Annotated in this window: 12 protein-coding genes; 1 reads left to right on the top strand and 11 read right to left on the bottom strand. The window is 42.9% G+C overall.

Features of this window, described 5'->3' with window-relative positions:
• Positions 1 to 260: 260 nt before the first annotated feature.
• Entirely contained in the window at positions 261 to 4,133 is a 3,873-nt protein-coding gene (gene strH / locus K1I67_RS05260) for an LPXTG-anchored beta-N-acetylhexosaminidase StrH (protein WP_223339130.1), read from the top strand.
• 71 nt (positions 4,134 to 4,204) lie between these two features.
• Here the strand turns inward: strH and purB are convergent, their stop codons facing one another.
• The 11 genes from purB to K1I67_RS05200 form a co-directional block, all read right to left on the bottom strand.
• Positions 4,205 to 5,503: an adenylosuccinate lyase gene (gene purB, locus K1I67_RS05255; protein WP_223339129.1), complete on the bottom strand. Its 1,299-nt coding sequence runs from the start codon at positions 5,501 to 5,503 to the stop codon at positions 4,205 to 4,207.
• 6 nt (positions 5,504 to 5,509) lie between these two features.
• Complete coding sequence (locus tag K1I67_RS05250; protein WP_223339128.1) at positions 5,510 to 6,340, bottom strand: hypothetical protein; 831 nt, start codon at positions 6,338 to 6,340, stop codon at positions 5,510 to 5,512.
• Positions 6,341 to 6,789: 449 nt separating this feature from the next.
• Positions 6,790 to 7,881 carry a 5-(carboxyamino)imidazole ribonucleotide synthase gene (purK, locus tag K1I67_RS05240; RefSeq protein WP_263284469.1) on the bottom strand — a complete coding sequence of 364 codons (1,092 nt, stop codon included), beginning with the start codon at positions 7,879 to 7,881 and terminating at the stop codon, positions 6,790 to 6,792.
• On the bottom strand, positions 7,868 to 8,356 hold the full coding sequence (gene purE, locus K1I67_RS05235; RefSeq protein WP_223339126.1) for a 5-(carboxyamino)imidazole ribonucleotide mutase: 489 nt from the start codon (positions 8,354 to 8,356) through the stop codon (positions 7,868 to 7,870). Before purE ends, purK begins: the two co-directional genes overlap by 14 nt.
• Before the next feature lie 200 nt (positions 8,357 to 8,556).
• Positions 8,557 to 9,822: a phosphoribosylamine--glycine ligase gene (purD, locus tag K1I67_RS05230; RefSeq protein ID WP_223339125.1), complete on the bottom strand. Its 1,266-nt coding sequence runs from the start codon at positions 9,820 to 9,822 to the stop codon at positions 8,557 to 8,559.
• A gap of 121 nt (positions 9,823 to 9,943) precedes the next feature.
• A complete protein-coding gene (gene purH / locus K1I67_RS05225; RefSeq protein ID WP_223339124.1) occupies positions 9,944 to 11,491 on the bottom strand; it encodes a bifunctional phosphoribosylaminoimidazolecarboxamide formyltransferase/IMP cyclohydrolase in 1,548 nt (515 codons plus the stop codon).
• A gap of 41 nt (positions 11,492 to 11,532) precedes the next feature.
• Positions 11,533 to 12,240, bottom strand: coding sequence for a suppressor of fused domain protein (locus K1I67_RS05220; RefSeq protein WP_223339123.1), 708 nt, complete (start codon positions 12,238 to 12,240; stop codon positions 11,533 to 11,535).
• Positions 12,241 to 12,299: 59 nt separating this feature from the next.
• The gene (gene purN, locus K1I67_RS05215) at positions 12,300 to 12,854 is read right to left on the bottom strand and encodes a phosphoribosylglycinamide formyltransferase (RefSeq protein WP_223339122.1); all 555 of its coding nucleotides are present in this window, start codon (positions 12,852 to 12,854) and stop codon (positions 12,300 to 12,302) included.
• On the bottom strand, positions 12,854 to 13,876 hold the full coding sequence (gene purM / locus K1I67_RS05210; protein WP_223339121.1) for a phosphoribosylformylglycinamidine cyclo-ligase: 1,023 nt from the start codon (positions 13,874 to 13,876) through the stop codon (positions 12,854 to 12,856). The genes purN and purM overlap by 1 nt, the downstream gene beginning before the upstream one ends.
• Before the next feature lie 36 nt (positions 13,877 to 13,912).
• On the bottom strand, positions 13,913 to 15,355 hold the full coding sequence (gene purF, locus K1I67_RS05205; protein ID WP_223339120.1) for an amidophosphoribosyltransferase: 1,443 nt from the start codon (positions 15,353 to 15,355) through the stop codon (positions 13,913 to 13,915).
• Positions 15,356 to 15,523: 168 nt separating this feature from the next.
• Entirely contained in the window at positions 15,524 to 19,249 is a 3,726-nt protein-coding gene (locus tag K1I67_RS05200; protein WP_223339119.1) for a phosphoribosylformylglycinamidine synthase, read from the bottom strand.
• Positions 19,250 to 19,296 lie beyond the last annotated feature (47 nt).

The following is a 19,296-nucleotide window of genomic DNA, read 5'->3' as shown; positions in this document are numbered from 1 at the left end:
TCTGAGACAATCGTTTCAGGCTTTTCTGTTTTTCATTATAGCACGCTAGCTTTTAGTAGGAAATATCAAATGACTTTAAACTATAATTTGGAGAAATTTTACTAAAAACAGAGTAAAAATTGAAAATTAGTTCAAATTAAATAACTTCTTATATTTTTTATAGGTATTTTATTAAAATACTTGACTTTACTAGTTTCAGATAATACAATGGAATCAGTTTGTGAAAACGCTACCAAAATAATAAATTAGGAGGTTATTTAATGAAACCAGAAAATAAACAGCGTTTCTCTATTCGTAAATACGCAATCGGAGCAGCTTCTGTCTTGATCGGCTTTGCCTTTCATGCGCAAGCTGTTGCCGCTGATGGAGTCGTACCTACTACAACAGAGAATCAACCTACTATCCAAGCTACAGGTGAATCGTCTCCACAGGCCAGCGAAGAAAAACTTGAAACTAGTCCTACACCAGAAGCCGTAGCTCCTGCAGCTCCAGCGACACCTGTAACAAACACTGAAGCTCCAAAAGTTGAAGTTGCTCCTGCACCTGCCGTAGAAAAACCTGTTGCAACCGAAGAAACTACAGCTAAACCAGAAGTAACTGAAGAAAATACGCAGCCAGAAAAGGAAGAAAATAAAGAAGTTGCTAAAGTTGAAGCACCTGCAGTCGCTACAGAAAAAGCAGCTCAAGTCAATGAAAAACTGGCTAAAAAGAAAATTGTGTCAATTGATGCTGGACGTAAATACTTCTCTCCTGACCAACTAAAAGAAATCATCGACAAAGCCAAACATTATGGCTACACTGATCTTCATCTTTTAGTCGGAAATGACGGCTTGCGCTTTATGCTTGATGACATGTCTCTAACTGTTGGTGACAAGACTTATGCAAGCGACGATGTCAAACGCGCTGTCGAAAATGGAACCAATGCTTATTACAACGATCCAAATGGCAACCATCTAACTGAAAGCCAAATGACTGACTTGATCGACTATGCTAAGGGCAAGGGTATCGGCCTTATCCCATCTGTTAACAGTCCTGGTCACATGGATGCCATCCTCAATGCCATGAAAGAACTGGGTATTGAAAAGCCTAACTTTAACTATTTTGGTAAAGAATCAGCACGTACTGTTGACCTTGACAACGAAAAAGCTGTTGCCTTCACAAAAGCTTTGATTGATAAGTATGCAAGCTACTTTGCTGGTAAGTCTGAAATCTTCAACATCGGTTTGGATGAGTACGCTAATGACGCTACAGATGCTAAGGGATGGAGCGTGCTTCAAGCCTATAAATGGTATCCAGAAGATGGATTCCCAGACAAAGGCTATGACAAATTCATCGCCTATGCAAATGACCTAGCTCGTATCGTTAAATCTCACGGTCTTAAACCAATGGCCTTCAACGACGGTATCTACTATAATAGTGATACAAGTTTTGGTACCTTTGATAAAGATATCATCGTCTCTATGTGGACTGGTGGCTGGGGTGGTTACGATGTCGCTTCTTCTAAGTTACTAGCTGAAAAAGGACACGAAATCCTCAACACTAACGATGCTTGGTACTACGTTCTCGGCCGTAATGCTGACGGTCAAGGCTGGTACAACCTCGATCAAGGATTGAATGGTATCAAGAGTACACCGATTACTTCAGTTCCAAAAACAGAAGGAGCTGACGTTCCTATTATCGGTGGGATGGTAGCCGCTTGGGCTGATACTCCATCTGCTCGCTACTCTCCATCTCGTCTATTCAAACTCATGCGTCAATTCGCAAATTCAAATGCTGAATATTTCGCCGCTGACTACGAGTCTGCTGAGCAAGCTCTGAAAGAAGTTCCAACAGACCTCAAGCGCTACACAGAAGAAAGTGTTGCAGCCGTTAAAGAAGCTGAAAAAGCCATTCGTGCTCTCGATAGTAACCTCAGCCGTGCTCAACAAGATACCATTGACCAAGCCATCGCAAAACTCCAAGAAGCTGTTAGCAACTTGACCTTCACTCCAGAAGCTCAAAAAGAAGAAGATGCTAAACGCGAAGTTGAAAAACTAGCTAAAAATAAGGTAATCTCTATCGATGCTGGTCGTAAATACTTCACGCTAGACCAACTTAAACGAATCGTTGACAAAGCCAGCGAACTTGGTTACTCTGACCTTCATCTACTCCTTGGAAATGATGGACTTCGCTTCCTCTTGGATGATATGAGTATCTCAGCAAACGGCAAGACTTATGCAAGCGACGATGTGAAAAATGCCATCATCGAAGGAACAAAATCTTACTACGATGATCCTAATGGAACTACTTTGAACCAAGCTGAAATTACTGAGCTTATCCAGTATGCTAAGGATAAAGGTATTGGACTAATCCCAGCTATCAATAGTCCAGGTCACATGGATGCTATGCTTGTCGCTATGGAAAAACTAGGCATCGCAAACCCTCAAGCCAACTTTGACAAGGTTTCAAAAACTACTATGGACCTTGAAAACGAAGAAGCAATGAACTTTACAAAAGCCCTCATCGGCAAGTACATGGACTTCTTTGCAGGTAAGACTAAGATCTTTAACTATGGTACAGATGAGTATGCCAACGATGCTACCAATGCTCAAGGCTGGTATTACCTCAAGTGGTATGGTCTTTATGGCAAATTTGCTGAGTACGCTAATAGCCTAGCTGCCATGGCTAAAGAAAAAGGCTTACAACCAATGGCCTTTAACGATGGCTTCTACTACGAAGACAAGGATGATGTTGAGTTTGATAAAGATGTTATCATCTCTTACTGGTCTAAAGGATGGTGGGGTTACAACCTTGCATCTCCTCAATATCTAGCAAGCAAGGGTTACAAAATCCTTAATACCAACGGAGATTGGTACTATGTTCTAGGCAATCATAAAAATGACGAAGCCTATCCTCTATCAAAAGCAATTGAAAATACTGAAAAAGTACCATTCAAGCAACTAGCTTCAACTAAATATCCTGAAGTTGACCTACCTACTATTGGTAGTATGTTAGCTATCTGGGCGGACAAACCTCAAGCTGAGTACAAGGAAGAAGAAATCTTTGAACTGATGACTGCTTTTGCAGACCACAACAAGGACTACTTCCGTGCTGACTACAAAGCGCTACGCGAGGAACTTGCTCAAATCCCTGAAAACTTAGAAGGATATAGCACAGAAAGTCTCGATGCTCTCAAGACTGCTAAAGACGCTCTTAATTACAACCTCAACCGTAATAAACAAGCTGAGTTGGACACACTTGTAGCTAATCTCAAAGCTGCTAGACTTGGTCTTAAACCAGCTGCCACTCACTCAGGAAGCCTCGATGAGAATGAAACTGCTGCTACAGTTGAAAACCGACCAGAGCTTCTTGTTAAGACAGAAGAAATTCCGTTTGAGATTGTTAAGAAAGAAAATCCTAACCTTCCAGCAGGACAAGAGAAAGTCATCACTGTTGGTGTCAAAGGAGAACGTACTAAGTATCTTTCAGTTGTGACTGAAAATGGCAAGCAGACAGAAACAGTTCTTGAAAATCAAGTAACGAAAGAAGCTGTCAATCAAGTTGTCGAAGTTGGAACATTAGCAACACATGTAGGAGACGAAAAAGGTCAAGCTCCTGTTGCAGATGCAAAACCACGTGTTGTGATCGAGGACGAAGAAATTCCATTTACAACCATCACTCGCGAGACTCCTTCGCTACCTAAGGGACAAACTCGTCTAGTAACTGCAGGTGTCAACGGTCGTCGTAGCCATTTCTACTCTGTAACTACTGCTGCTGATGGATCTGAAGTTAAAACATTGGTTACTAGCGTTGTAGCTCAAGAACCAGTCGCTCAAGTGATTGAAGTTGGCAACCCTGTCACTCACCTTGGCGATGAACATGGTCAAACTGCTATCGCTGAAGAAAAACCAAAACTAGAGATTCCAAATGCGACAGCTCCTGTTACAGAAGAAAAACCAAAACTAGAGATTCCAAATGAACCAGCTCTAGCAACTGTTCCTGCTGAGGAAAACAAAGCTCTTCCTCAAGGTCCAGCTCCTGTAGCAAAAGAAAATAAACTTCCTGAGACAGGAAGCCAAGGTTCAGAATGGTTGATTGCTACTGGTCTTATGACTGCACTCACAGCTTATGGACTTAGCAAGAAAAAAGATTAATACTCTTTGATTTTCATTGAGTATAAGCACAAATAAAAAGCGAGATTCAATCTCGCTTTTTATTGTGATCATTAATCACCCAAACCGATACGTTCGAAGATCTCATCCACACGTTTGGTATAGTAAGTTGGGTTGAAGATTTCATCGATTTCTTCTTGAGTGAGGCGTGAAGTCACTTCTGGATCTGCTTCAAGAAGTGGCTTAAAGTCTACTTGGTTATCCCATGATTGAGCTGTCTTAGGTTGTACCAAGTCGTAAGCTTGCTCACGGGTCATCCCTTTTTCAATCAAAGTCAACATAGCACGTTGACTGAAAATCAAACCAAATGTAGAGTTCATGTTGCGAATCATGTTTTCTGGGAAAACTGTCAAGTTCTTAACGATGTTTCCAAAACGGTTGAGCATGTAGTCAATCAAGATGGTTGTGTCTGGTGCGATGATACGCTCAGCTGATGAGTGAGAGATATCACGTTCGTGCCAAAGGGCTACATTTTCATAAGCTGTTACCATGTGACCACGGATAACACGCGCAAGACCAGTCATGTTTTCAGAACCGATAGGGTTACGTTTGTGAGGCATTGCTGAAGACCCTTTTTGACCTTTGGCAAAGAACTCTTCCACTTCGCGTTGCTCAGATTTTTGCAGACCACGGATCTCCGTTGCCATACGCTCGATAGAAGTTGCAATGCTGGCAAGAACCGCAAAGTACTCAGCGTGAAGGTCACGAGGAAGGACCTGTGTGGAGATTTCTTGAGCACGGATACCAAGCTTGTCGCAGACATATTGCTCTACGAATGGCGGGATGTTGGCAAAGTTACCAACCGCACCAGAAATCTTACCAGCTTCCACACCAACAGCCGCATGCTCGAAACGCTCGATATTGCGCTTCATTTCGCTGTACCATGTTGCCAATTTAAGACCAAAAGTTGTAGGCTCAGCGTGAACACCGTGGGTACGCCCCATCATGATGGTGAACTTGTGCTCTTTCGCTTTGTCAGCGATGATGTTGAGGAAGTTTTCAAGGTCCTTGCGGATGATGTCGTTGGCTTGTTTGTAGAGGTAACCGTAGGCAGTATCCACCACGTCGGTAGAAGTCAACCCATAGTGAACCCACTTGCGCTCTTCACCAAGAGTCTCAGAAACCGCACGCGTGAAAGCCACCACATCGTGGCGAGTCTCTTGCTCGATTTCCAAGATACGGTCGATGTCAAAGTCCGCTTTTTCACGAATCAAGGCCACATCTTCCTTAGGGATTTCCCCTAACTCAGCCCATGCCTCGTCAGCCAAGATTTCCACCTCAAGCCAAGCACGGTATTTATTTTCTTCAGTCCAAATGTTCGCCATCTCAGGGCGAGAGTAACGTTCGATCATTGTTAGTTAGTTCTCCTTAATTAATTCTTTTACAATATATCCTTCTTCTAAAGCTTTTTCTGTAGCAGTCCTATATTTTTCTATATCATTATCTTTATTTATATTCTTTTTTTCAAAATATTTTTCCAATTCTTTATAGGAATCTGTTCCTTCTTTAAATTCACTATTAAAGCATTGAGGCTCACCATCTTCCCTTTTCGCAATTGAGATTGTCTCCGTTTCAAATTCTCCAAAGAATGATTTATATGTAATTTTGAGTTTCAAATTTTTTAGTTCTCCATGACTCACCCCTTGAACTTTAATATAAAACACACTATTTTCACCTTTATTGATGATCTTTTCTCTAAATATTTTGTCCTTGTCTAGTATTTTTCCATCAATTTCTGCTTTTACATCCGTAATGAAAGCAAGTCCCAAACCTACATTCTCTACATCTAGAGGAAAAATCACACAATGCTTATCAGAACTATCAAAGTTACAGATTTCATAGTCCAAAACTGCCGTCCTTTGCCTCTGATCAATAATTCGATATGGGTAAACACCTAGCGAAATACGATACCTTAAGTAAGGTCTATGACTATTTAGTAAATCAACTTTTGACTGTTTTTTCTGAACAGCTAATGTCCAATAGATACCTAAAATAGTCACAACTGCACCAATTAATGCACTTATAAGATTTGACCAGAACTCACTATTTAATACACTTATCAGATTCGACAAAATTTCACCATTTAATATATATGTTTTTAAACTATAAATTTTGATATCGATACAAAACAAGCGATACAATATAAAAAGTACGATTAATCTATTAAACCAAGTATCTTTTTTACTCATTTCCTCCTCTAACCTCTTCAATCAATCCCTTTCCCAAACTCCTCAACCTTATACGGTTCATCACTAAACAAAATCACATGTCCCATTTTGCGATTGTGCTTTTTCTCGTTAATAATACATATGCAAATAGTCATTTGAAATTCCTGAAAAAATCTCCCTACCAAGTATCATTACAATTTCTACAATAAAAGGCCTTTCTATCCCTCATTTTATGACAACATGGACATTCCACTAAGTCATCCTCACCTGTTGCATAAAGTGTTCGGTGCGCACACTTTGAGCAGTAGAATGTATCACCTTCATCCCACAATCGATTACTATCAGTATTACCACAGTTTGCACATTTCATAGTACTATACCTCAATTCATTAATACTCCTAAAAATTCTACTTTTCGACACAAACTGAAAAATGTATGACTTCCTACACAGAGTGGGTGAGATTCATAAATTAAAAATCAATCCCTTTCCCAAACTCCTCAACCTTATTCGGTTCATCACTAAACAAAGTTACATGTCCCATCTTGCGGTTGTGCTTCGCTTCTATTTTACCATATAAATGGAGGTGGGCGCTTGGATTTTCTGTCACATATTTTTCAGCAGCCTCGACGTGTTGGCCGAGAACATTGAGCATAACAGCAGGAGCATGAAGGTGAATTGCTGGGAGTGGTGCTCCGAGAACGCCCAAGATATGGGTATCAAACTGGGAGAAGTCACAAGCTTCAATCGAGTAATGGCCTGAATTGTGTGGACGTGGCGCGATTTCGTTGACAATGATGTCATCAGCTGTCGCAAACATTTCCACGCAAAGGGTTCCAGAAAGGTTTAGTTGTTCAGCAATTCGCACAGCCATAGCTTTGGCTTTTTCAGCTAGACTTTCAGAAATGCGAGCAGGTACAATGGTTTTTGAGAGGATGTTGTTGCGGTGGATATTTTCCTGAACTGGGAAAACCGTCACGTCCTTGCCATTTCCTGATACAATGACAGAAATTTCAAGGTCAAAATTGACGAATTCTTCCAAGACGCAGCCTGCTGAATCTGCTAGTGAATAAGCTTCTTCCAAGTCTGCTTCTGAACGAATAACCTTTTGTCCATGCCCATCATAGCCACCGGTCGCCGTCTTGAGGACATAGTTTTTCGATAGGTCAATATCTGCCAAGTCTTGACTTGAGGTCACAACCTTGTAAGGTGCAACGGTGACTTGAGCCTTGTTTGCGAGAAAGTCCTTTTCAAAAATGCGATTTTGAGAAATGCGGAGCAAGTCCGTTCCTTGAGGGAGTTGCCCATCCTTGATAACAGCATCCAAACCGTCGGCATCCACATTTTCAAACTCATAAGTGAGGACATCGCAACGCTCCGCCAACTGGCGAAGAGCGTCCACATCATTATAAGGAGCCACGATAATCTCCGCCACGCGAGAGGCCGGACAATCCACTGCAGGATCCAGCGCGATAACCTTGTGACCCATGTAGATAGCAGAAATGGCCATCATCTGACCGAGCTGGCCACCACCGATAATTCCAATGGTTTTAGTTGAGCTCATTTGTAGACTCCTCTGCGATTTTTCCTTGCTCTTCTGCGAAATCTGCCAAAGCTGTCGCAATGGCCTGGTCCTCTACTGACAGGAGACGGAGGGCAAAAAGGGCAGCATTAGTAGCACCCGCTTCACCAATAGCCATAGTTGCGACAGGCACACCACCTGGCATCTGTACGATAGAATAGAGCGAGTCCACGCCACTAAGGGCACGTGATTTGACAGGCACCCCGATGACTGGAAGGGTTGTTTTTGCAGCAACCATCCCTGGCAAGTGGGCAGCGCCACCCGCACCAGCGATGATGACTTTAATGCCACGACTACGTGCTTCTTCCGCATGTTTGAACATGAGGTCTGGTGTACGGTGTGCGGAAACAACTTTCTTTTCGTAGGCTACACCGAAGCGGTCTAGGACTTCTGCTGTTTTTTGCATGGTTGTCCAGTCGGACTTTGAGCCCATGATGATGGAAATTACTGGTTTCATAGTTAATAATATCCTTTTCTTTTTTGATAATGGTCTTAGGTGGTGGGGACGGAAGCAAACCTTCGGTTTCATTCCTAAACTTTGAGCCCAAGTCTCAAAGTTTCCCCCGACCAGAACAGATGCTGTTCTGGTCTTTTCACCACGGCGACCAATATCGTGTTTGGCTCGCTTTCGCTCGCCATTGTCAAATATAGTATCTGTTAATCTTTTAACGCTTTGCTTCCAATGTCATTTCGATAGAAGAGGCCTTCTGTTTTTTGTTGGGAGAGGTCTTGGTAGATGATATTTTGGCCGTCTTTGACGGTGTCTGCTGTTGTGACGAGCATATAGACGCGTCCGCCGTTTGAGAGGAGGTCTTGACCATTTTCAGCGAATTTAGCACCAGCATAGTAAGTGATGATGTCGCCCTCTGTCTTGGCTGGAAGTTTGACACCCTTCTCATAAGCAAGTGGATAGCCATTTGAAGCTACAACCACGCCTAGTGTCACCCCCTTGTCCGTCCAAGTGATGGCTGGCTTTTTGCCATCCAAAATGTCAGTGATGTTTTCTGCAAAGTCAGATGTCAAACGAGGTAAGATTATTTGCGTTTCAGGATCGCCAAAACGAGAGTTGAACTCGATGACTTTCGGTCCATCAGCTGTCAAGATTAGCCCCGCATAAAGGACACCAAGGTAAGGACGTCCTTCTTTAATCATACCTTCAAGAACTGGCTTGACAATAGTGTCAACCGCTGTGTCAACCACGCTCTGTGGCAAGTGAGGAACTGGCGCATAGGCACCCATCCCACCAGTGTTAGGACCTTTATCACCATCATAAGCACGTTTGTGGTCCTGAGCCGTTGGCATAATGTAGAACTTGTCACCATTGACAAAGGCAAAGAGAGAGAACTCTTCCCCGTCAAGGAATTCTTCGATAACTACACGCGCACCTGAATCACCAAATTTATTGTCCAAAAGCATCTCGTGAGCAGCTTCGACTGCTTGCTCAACTGTCTCCGCAACGACGACACCTTTACCAAGAGCCAAGCCGTCTGCCTTGACGACGATTGGAGCGCCTTTATCCTCGATATAAGCCTTGGCTTCCTCAAAATCTGAAAATGTCCCATAGGCTGCTGTCGGAACGTTGTATTTGACCATGATTTCCTTAGCAAAATCCTTGGACCACTCCAGTTCAGCTGCAGCCTTGGTCGGACCAAATGCCTTGAGACCTGCCGCATTAAAATCATCCACAATCCCAGCTGCAAGGGCATCATCTGGCCCAATGAAGGTCCAAGCAATATCGTTAGACTTTGCAAATTCAATCAATGCAGAATGTTCGGAAATAGAGATATTTACCAAATCAAGTCCATCTAAGGTCATCCCGTCATTCCCAGGAGCCACGAAAACTTGCTCAACGTCTTTAGACTCCAACAACTTTTTGGCAATCGCATGCTCACGACCACCTGAGCCAACAACTAACAGTTTCATCTCTCAACCTCTTTTGCGAATTATTTAATAACATTATACCATAAACGTTCGCTTTAATCTTGTTTCGTTCAGCTTTTTAATCAAAAAAAGGAAAGAAACTGTTTTCTTCCCTTTCATTTTCTTAATGTCTAAAATGTCTTACTCCTGTGAAGATCATTGTCAAGCCGTATTTATCAGCCGCTTCGATTGACTCTTGGTCACGGACTGATCCACCCGGTTGGATGATAGCCTTGATACCTGCCTTAGCAATTTCTTCCACATTATCTGCAAATGGGAAGAAGGCATCAGAAGCAAGAACAGCACCGTCAAGACGGTCTTTAGCTTGGTCAATGGCGATACGAACAGAAGCCACACGGTTGGTTTGACCAGGGCCAACACCAAGTGTCATGTGGTCATTGGTCACGATGATACCATTTGATTTGACATACTTGATAGCCTTCCAAGCAAACTCAAGGGCTGTCGCTTCTGTATCAGTTGGTTGGCGTTTAGTCACCACTTGCCAGTCTGCCGGGCTTTCTTTGACCACGTCTTGGTTTTGAACAAGGAGTCCACCAACAACACCTGTGTATTCTGCTTCTTCTTCGCTAGCGTCTTGAGCATCAAATGGCAAGGCAAGGATACGCAAGTTTTTCTTCTTAGTTGTCAAGATTTCAAGCGCTTCGTCCGTGTAGCTTGGTGCAATGATGATTTCAAGGAAAACACCGTGCATTTTTTGTGCTGTCGCAGCATCCACCTCACGGTTGAGAACGACAATACCACCAAAGATGGATACTGGGTCAGACTCATAAGCGTAATCCCAAGCAGTTTCGATATCGTCAGCTTGACCGATACCACATGGGTTCATGTGTTTCAAAGCCACAACTGTTGGACGGTCTTTGAAATCACGGATAATACGGATAGCGGCATCAGCGTCACGGATATTGTTGAAGGACAATTCTTTACCGTTAAGCTGTTTAGCTGATGCAATCGAGTAAGCCGTTGGCAAACCTTTTTGGTAGAAGTCAGCGTCTTGTTGCGGGTTTTCACCGTAACGCATTGGTTGCTTAAGGTCATAGGTCAAAGTGAGTTTTTCAGGTTTGCTTTCCCCTACTTGAGCTGTGAAGTATTCTGCGATTAAGGCATCATAAGCCGCAGTGTGACGGAAAACCTTAGCTGCCAAACGTTGACGAGTTTCGTAAGAGGTTTCACCGTTTGCTGCCAATTCGTCCAAAACAACCGCATAGTCAGCAGGATCTACCACAACCGTTACGCTAGCGTGGTTCTTTGCTGCAGAACGAAGCATGGATGGACCACCGATATCGATGTTTTCAACTGCGTCAGCGTAAGTCACGTCTGGTTTAAGAATCGTTTCCTTAAATGGATAAAGGTTGACCACAACAAGGTCGATCAACTCAATCTTATTGTCCTTAGCAGCCTCTAGGTGGCTATCCAAGTCACGACGAGCAAGAAGTCCTCCGTGGATATTTGGGTGGAGAGTCTTCACACGACCGTCCATCATTTCTGGGAAGCCAGTCACATCGTCGATGGCAATGGTGTCCACCCCAGCATTGTCAAGGGCAATCTTGGTCCCACCTGTAGAGATGATATCCCAACCAAGTTTTTTAAGTTCTTGGGCAAATTCTACAATGCCCGCTTTATCTGAGACACTAATTAGTGCACGTTTAGTCATTTTTCTTCCTTTCCTTGAATCAAGAGGCTCTTTCACATCAGTTAAACTAGAGACTGACGATTATAGTCTGTAAGCTGATTCCCCAGTTCTTGTAGCAAGTTCCTAACTTCAAACTTACTTTTCTCACTTTCGTAAACACTTCGCAGTTCGGCATCTGTCACACCAATCAAGGTCACAAATTCCACTTTTCCATGCGGAGTATCAATGGTATCAGTTAAATCATCAGCAGCAGTCAAAAATCCTGTCAGATTAGACTTCTGCTGGGCATCAATCCCTACTGTCTGCTTGGTATAAATGTATTCTTCGGGCAAAACCACTTTACCTGTTTGAAAAATATATCTTGCCATATACTGCAACAATCCACAACCATTTTTAATTTCTTCTTCGTCATTATTTGATTTCTTTAACTTAAAAGTCAATTCAATCCCATAACCACTGTATTCAGGGTCTTCGCTTTCTTTTGTATATAATTCTGACAAACCGTAGCTAACAAAATGCCAAAACTCTCCTGCATCATAAACACTAATACCATCAAGCGGATCTGGCCCACCTAACATATACTTAATAACCGTTCCATAATGAAGAGGATTTGGCTGATCAGGGTATATACGATTAAACTCTGCATCAATGGCTTCCCACCCTGGTGCACTATCATCTGTATTTTCAGATTCAACAACAATCTTATCTTCATCCTCAATCGGCTTTTCTTCGCCAGAAGATTTTTTCTTAAAAAAATCAAACAACCCCATAAACTTCTCCTTAGCTGATGGCTTTTATCCCTGCTACAAAATCATCTCTGATTTCCTTCTTACTTCCTCTCCACTCCCAAATGTTCCAATACTTCTGGATAAAGTTTGTACTCTGTTTCGTGGATGCGAGTCTCGAAAGTATCAAGGGTATCCCCTTCAAGGCGTGGCACACGGACTTGTTTGATGACCTTACCGGTATCAACACCAGAATCCACCCAGTGAATAGTCACGCCAGACTGGTCTACGCCTGCATTCCAAGCATCCTCAATGCCATGAGCACCTGGGAATTCAGGGAGATAAGCTGGGTGAATATTGATGATACGGCCTTCATAAGCTGCTAGCAAGGTTGGACCGACGATTTTCATGTAGCCTGCAAGACAAACCAAGTCAATTTGGTGTTCATCCAAGAGTTCGACAATGGCTCCTTCATAGTCTGCCTTGTTCTCAAACTCTTTGAGTTCGAAGGCATAAGATAAAACCCCTAGCTTTTCGGCACGCTCTAAGACATAGGCATCTCGGTGATCTGAGAAAACAAATTCTACTGGAAATTGTTCCGCAATCACCTGAAAGTTTGAGCCGTTACCAGAGGCAAAAACAGCAATCCTTTTAGCCATTATTTAATCACCACACTTGCATCTATCTTCTTCACAATACGACCGATTTCATAAACTGGTTCGTCAAGAAGTTCTTTGACACGTTCCACATTCTCTGGTTTTACTGCAAGCATGAGACCGATACCCATGTTGAAGATTTCAAACATTTCTTCGTGTTTGATTTGGCCATATTTTTCAAGAGCTTTGAAAATTGGAAGAACTGGGACTTTGCTTTCATCAATTTCAGCAGCCAAGTCATCTGAGAACATACGTGGTACATTTTCGATGAAACCACCACCTGTGATGTGGGCGATTCCGTTGACCAGTTCTTCTTTGATGAGTGGCAATGCTGCTTTGACGTAGATACGAGTTGGTTCCAAAAGAACGTCTTTAAGTTTCTTCCCTTCCAATTCTGGGAGAACTTCTTCACCTGTGTAATCAGCAAAGACACGACGAACAAGTGAGTAACCATTTGAGTGGATACCACTTGAAGCAAGCCCAAGAATCACATCCCCTTCAGCTACTTTTGAACCGTCGATGATTTGAGATTTTTCTGCAACACCTACAGCAAACCCAGCCAAGTCATAGTCATCTTCACCGTACATACCAGGCATTTCAGCCGTTTCACCACCGATAAGGGCTGCACCAGCTTGCACACAACCTTCAGCCACACCAGCAACGACTTGTTCTAGTTTAGCTGGTTCATTTTTACCAGTTGCGATATAGTCCAAGAAGTAGAGAGGCTCTGCACCTGCAGCAATGATATCGTTGACACACATGGCCACACAGTCTTGTCCGATGGTATCGTGTTTGTCGTACTTGATAGCCAGCATGAGTTTTGTTCCAACACCATCTGTACCTGAGATCAAAACAGGTTCTTTGACACCTGTTTTTGAAAGGTCGAACATACCACCGAAACCACCAAGAGCTCCCATAACACCCGCACGTTCCGTACGTGCAACGTGTTTTTTAATCCGTTCAACAACTTCATAACCCGCTTCAACGTCCACACCTGATTGGGCATAAGCATTTTTATTTGTCATTTGTTTATTCCTTTTCCTTTCCTTCAATGAGGAATTTTATTTGTAAAAACTCGTTTTTTCTTCCAAACTTCTACGATATTCTTCTTCATAATCATAGAGAGGAGTTGGATAGTTCCCATCAAAGTAAGCCACACAGAGACCGCCATTTGGCGCATCTGTTTCAATCCCAATAGAGTCAATCAATCCATCAATAGAAAGATAAGTCAGACTATCCGCACCTATGATTTGGCGAGTCTCTTCGACCGTATGATTGGCCGCAATCAGCTCCTGACGTGTCTGGATATCAATTCCGTAGAAACATGGATAGGCAAGAGCAGGACTACCAATGGCAACGTGTACTTCTGATGCCCCCGCTTCTTTCAAAAGTTGGACAATACGACGAGATGTTGTTCCTCGCACAATAGAGTCATCAATCATGACCACACGTTTTCCTTTAACAACACCAGATACTGCAGAGAGTTTCATACGAACTCCTTGCTCGCGCAATTCTTGAGTTGGTTGGATGAAGGTCCGTTGTGTATATTGATTCTTGATAAGACCCATTTCATTTGGCAAACCTGATTCTTCCGCAAAGCCCATAGCGGCACTGAGTGAGGAGTTTGGTACCCCAACTACGATATCAGCTTCATGCTTGAACTCACGTGCCAATTGAGCTCCCATTCGCTTACGTGCCGTATGAACATTGACACCGTGGATGTTGGAATCAGGACGAGCAAAGTAAATATACTCCATGGAACAGATAGCCAGTTGAGTATCGTTTGTATAGCTGTCATACTGGATGCCATTGTCATCAATGATGACAATCTCGCCTGGTTTCACATCGCTAATCCACTCAGCACCGATTACTTCAAAGGCACAGGTCTCAGATGAAACCACTACTGCTCCATTCGTCATTTTCCCGATTGACAGAGGACGGAAGCCGTTTGGATCAAGCGCTGCAATTAACTGATCTTCAAACATCAAGAGATAAGCAAAACCACCTTTGACAAGACTGAGCGCTTCCTTAATTTTACCCATCAGATTTGGATTGTGGCTACGGCGAATGAGATGAGCCAAGATTTCCGAATCTGAAGTCGAGCTAAAGATTGCTCCTCTTTGTTCCAATTCTTTCTTGAGAGATTCTGCATTGGTCAGATTCCCATTATGAGCCAAACCAAACTGCATATCGTGAAAGCGGAATAGGAAAGGTTGGATATTGTCTACAGAGGCTTCTCCCGCAGTCGCATAACGCACGTGTCCAATCGCTCCACTTCCTGTCAATTTATCCAAATTAGCAGGATTTTTGAAGACTTCTGATAAAAGCCCCATATCACGATGACGCTTCAATTGTCCATGGTCATTGGAGAGGATCCCCGCCCCCTCCTGACCACGGTGCTGAAGACTATGGAGTCCAAAATAGGTCAATTTGGCAGCGTCTGGGTGACCCCAGATACCAAAAACACCACATTCTTCATTAAGAGATTTTACTTCGTATGTCATTTTATATACCTAATTTTTATTTCTGTATCATTCCTTAGCGATACTACAGCGGAATGATACGGTAGAAGCTCGTTTCACTCGCAACAACAAATCATTTTCAATTATCGCAAGTTACATCTACTTGTTTTTACATTTACTGATGCTTATCTATTAGAAAATCTGCAAATCTTATTTTCCAGTAAAGTATTTAACCGCTGATGCAAAGAGGTGCTGGTCTTTATTTCCTGGAATATTTTGGAAGAGACCGTCTTCGAAACGTTCTGAGTGACCCATCTTACCAATGATTTGACCGTTCTTGCTGGTGATACCTTCAATCGCATTCACAGATCCGTTAGGATTGTATTTTGAATCCATGCTTGGTTTACCTTCGAAGTCAACATATTGGGTAAAGATTTGACCATTGTCACGAAGCTCTGCAAATTCCTCAGCTGTCACGACAAATTTACCTTCACCGTGTGATACTGGGATGGCATGGATATCACCAACCTCAACTCCGGCAAGCCATGGTGAATTAGTGTTGGAAATACGTGTTTCCACCATCTTAGCAACGTGTTGGTTAGCATCATTGTAGAAGAGGGTTGGACTCGTGCTGCTTGCATCTTCAAAGTTTCCATATGGAAGAAGACCTGATTTGACAAGAGCTTGGAATCCGTTACAGATACCGATAATCAAACCACCACCTTCGATGAAGCTATCAATGGCTGCACGTACTTTTTCATTGAGCAAGATGTTAACGATAAATTTAGCAGATCCGTCTGGTTCATCGGCTGCTGAGAAACCACCTGCAAAGAAGATAATATTCGCTTTTTCGATGTTGGCAACCATGGTGTCAACAGACTTGACAATCGCTTCTTCATTCAGTGTGACAAATGGTACCAGGTTGACTTTTGCACCTTCTTTTTCAAAGGCCTTGGCGGAGTCATATTCAGAGTTAGTACCTGGGAATACTGGGATGTAAACTACTGGTTTTTCAACTGTTTCTTTAGCTTTGATCACAGCATCTGATGCCACAGCAGGTATTTCTTCCAACTCAGTTGCTTGTGCAAATTCCGTTGGGTAAACCTCTTCCAATTTACCTTGGAAGGCATTGTCAAGCTTGTTTCCATCAAGCGTTACACCATTGACAGTAAGTGTAAAGTCAGCTGCTGTTTGTCCAATCTTGGCAACACCTGAAATCTCTTCAGGAGATGTGAAGACGAATCCACCCAATTGAGCTGTTAGGGCAGTCTCAAGATTTTCAAGGGTTACAGTGGCACCAATATGGTTACCAAATGTTGCAAGGGCAAGAGCTTCAAGGATACCACCATATTTGACCGCTGATGCTGCCGTCACTTTGTGGTCAGCTTGGATGGCTTCAAATTTAGCAAAGTTAGACTTGATCAGATCAAAGTCAATTTCTTGGACCAAAGCTTGACCTGGGATGTAATAGATATTTTCACCAGCAGCTTTAAATTCTGGAGAAAGGACCTTACGGCTATCTGCAGTTGTGACACCAAAAGCAACCAAGGTTGGTGGTACTGTCAATTCTTCAAAGGTACCAGACATAGAGTCCTTCCCACCGATAGATGGCAAACCAAGTTGAATCTGAGCTTCAATTGATCCAAGAAGAGCTGATACTGGTTGACCAAAACGCTCTGCTTGTTTATCCATACGCTCGAAGTATTCTTGATAAGAGAAACGAGCCTTAGACCAGTTTGCACCAGCAGCAACCAAGCGAGCGGTTGCTTCGATGACCGCATAAGCAGCACCATGATATGGAGACCATTCTGCTACATAAGGGTTGAACCCTTGCGCCATGACAGAAGCAGTTGTTGTCACACCATGTTGGACTGGCAATTTCTGTACAGAAGCTTCAGTTGGTGTGATTTGGTAGCGACCACCAAGTGGGTGATTGACTGTTGAACGACCAACTGAGCTATCGAAGATTGTTTGTAAACCTTTTTGACTGGCATGGTTAAGGTCAGCCAAGACTTCAAGAGTATCAGCTTCAAGGGTTTCGGCAGATGTTTGGCGTTCTTCTGGAAACTTGACATCCTTGTCAACTACCTTAGCATCCACAACTACACGTACACCGTTTGTATCAAGGAAACGACGTTCCAAATCAACGATGGTTTCGCCATTCCAGTGCATAACAAGATTTGGTTTTTCAGTCACTGTCGCAACGACAACCGCGTCAATATTTTCTTTGTTACATTCTGCAATGAAGGCATCTACATCTTCTGGACGAACTACCACAGCCATACGCTCTTGAGATTCAGAGATAGCAATTTCTGTACCGTTCAAACCTTGGTATTTCAATGGCACTTTGTCTAGATCAATTTCAAGACCATCAGCCAATTCACCGATAGCCACACAGACACCACCAGCACCAAAGTCATTTGATTTCTTAATCAGACGGGTCACATCCCCATTACGGAAAAGACGTTGAATCTTACGTTCTTCGATGGCATTCCCTTTTTGAACTTCAGCACCAGCTGTTTCAACAGACTCAACCGTTTGAACTTTAGAAGAACCGGTCGCACCACCGACACCGTCACGTCCAGTCTTACCACCGAGCAAGATAATCACATCACCAGCTTCAGGTTTTTCACGAACCACATTTCCCTTAGGAGCCGCACCGACAACAGCACCTAGCTCCATACGCTTAGCAACGAAACCTGGGTGGAAGTATTCACGAACATAAGTTGTTGCAAGACCAATTTGGTTACCATATGAAGAATAACCGTGAGCCGCTGTTTTAGAAATCACTTGTTGTGGCAATTTCCCAGCGCGAGTCGCTGAAATTGGAGCTGTAATATCACCAGCACCTGAGATACGCATGGCTTGGTAAACGTAGGAACGACCTGACAATGGGTCACGAATGGCACCACCGATACAAGTAGCAGCTCCACCAAATGGTTCGATCTCCGTTGGGTGGTTGTGAGTTTCATTTTTGAACATGAGAAGCCATGGTTCTTTGACACCATTGACATCCACTTCAATTTCAACTGAGCAGGCATTAATTTCATCAGATACTTCCATATCATCCAAACGACCATTAGCACGCTCATAACGGCCAAAAATAGTCGCCATATCCATCAAAGTCTGAGGTTTTTCGGTACGTCCCAACTCATCACGCATGGCAATATACTTGTCATAAGTCGCTTGCAATTGTTTTTGGAATTTAGAAGCTGAGAAGTCGATGTTTTTCAACTCCGTCTCGAAAGTGGTGTGACGGCAGTGGTCAGACCAATAAGTATCCAAAACCTTAAGCTCAGTCTCAGTTGGCACACGACCAATAGACTTGAAGTAATCTTGAATGAATAGAAGGTCATCCACTTCCATTGCCAATCCTTGCTCTGCCTTATACTTAGCAAAATCTTCTGCCGTATAAGTTTCAAAGAAATCCAAACTTGGAATGGTCTTGTCAGACTCAGAGAAATCCTGTTTAGCAATGCCAACAGTGATGTCTTTGAAACGAGAGTCCACTGGGTTCAAAAGGTAGTTTTTGACAGCTTCCAACTCATTCGCATCAATATCCTTATTGACCAAGTAAAGTTGTGCTGTGTTCACTGTTACATCATTTGAACTACCAAGCAAAAGTAAAGCTTCTTGTGAAGATGCTGCACGTTGGTCAAATTGACCAGGCAAACTTTCGATCGCAAAGAAAGCAACCTTCTCAAGATCTGCCTTGATTGCAGCTTCATCCAAAACAGTATCAGTCACTTGCTCAGAAAAGATATGTTTTTCCGCACGCGCAAACAAATCCTCTGCCAAATTAAAGACATCGTAAACCTGCATAATCCGAAGATCCTTCAAGGTTTTCAACTGAAGATTATGCTGTAATTCTTTTACTAAAGAGTCCGATTTGACACGAAAATCAGCTTTTTTCTCAACGAAAATACGTTTATCCATTTTATTTCCTTTTTCTATTCAAACACGCTCTTGAAGACGGAGGTTTC

The organism is Streptococcus infantis, from assembly GCF_019929575.1.
Lineage (GTDB): Bacteria > Bacillota > Bacilli > Lactobacillales > Streptococcaceae > Streptococcus > Streptococcus infantis_L.
The sequence above is the reverse complement of the archived record's forward strand: the minus strand, read 5'-3'. Positions and strand labels throughout refer to the sequence as shown.

Coding starts and splice junctions, on each gene's coding strand:
- K1I67_RS05200 (WP_223339119.1), bottom strand. CDS start 19,249: ATGGATAAACGTATTTTCGTTGAGAAAAAAGCTGATTTTCGTGTCAAA.
- purB (WP_223339129.1), bottom strand. CDS start 5,503: ATGATCGAACGTTACTCTCGCCCTGAGATGGCGAACATTTGGACTGAA.
- purH (WP_223339124.1), bottom strand. CDS start 11,491: ATGACTAAACGTGCACTAATTAGTGTCTCAGATAAAGCGGGCATTGTA.
- purK (WP_263284469.1), bottom strand. CDS start 7,881: ATGAGCTCAACTAAAACCATTGGAATTATCGGTGGTGGCCAGCTCGGT.
- purE (WP_223339126.1), bottom strand. CDS start 8,356: ATGAAACCAGTAATTTCCATCATCATGGGCTCAAAGTCCGACTGGACA.
- purF (WP_223339120.1), bottom strand. CDS start 15,355: ATGACATACGAAGTAAAATCTCTTAATGAAGAATGTGGTGTTTTTGGT.
- purN (WP_223339122.1), bottom strand. CDS start 12,854: ATGGCTAAAAGGATTGCTGTTTTTGCCTCTGGTAACGGCTCAAACTTT.
- purM (WP_223339121.1), bottom strand. CDS start 13,876: ATGACAAATAAAAATGCTTATGCCCAATCAGGTGTGGACGTTGAAGCG.
- K1I67_RS05250 (WP_223339128.1), bottom strand. CDS start 6,340: ATGAGTAAAAAAGATACTTGGTTTAATAGATTAATCGTACTTTTTATA.
- purD (WP_223339125.1), bottom strand. CDS start 9,822: ATGAAACTGTTAGTTGTTGGCTCAGGTGGTCGTGAGCATGCGATTGCC.
- K1I67_RS05220 (WP_223339123.1), bottom strand. CDS start 12,240: ATGGGGTTGTTTGATTTTTTTAAGAAAAAATCTTCTGGCGAAGAAAAG.
- strH (WP_223339130.1), top strand. CDS start 261: ATGAAACCAGAAAATAAACAGCGTTTCTCTATTCGTAAATACGCAATC.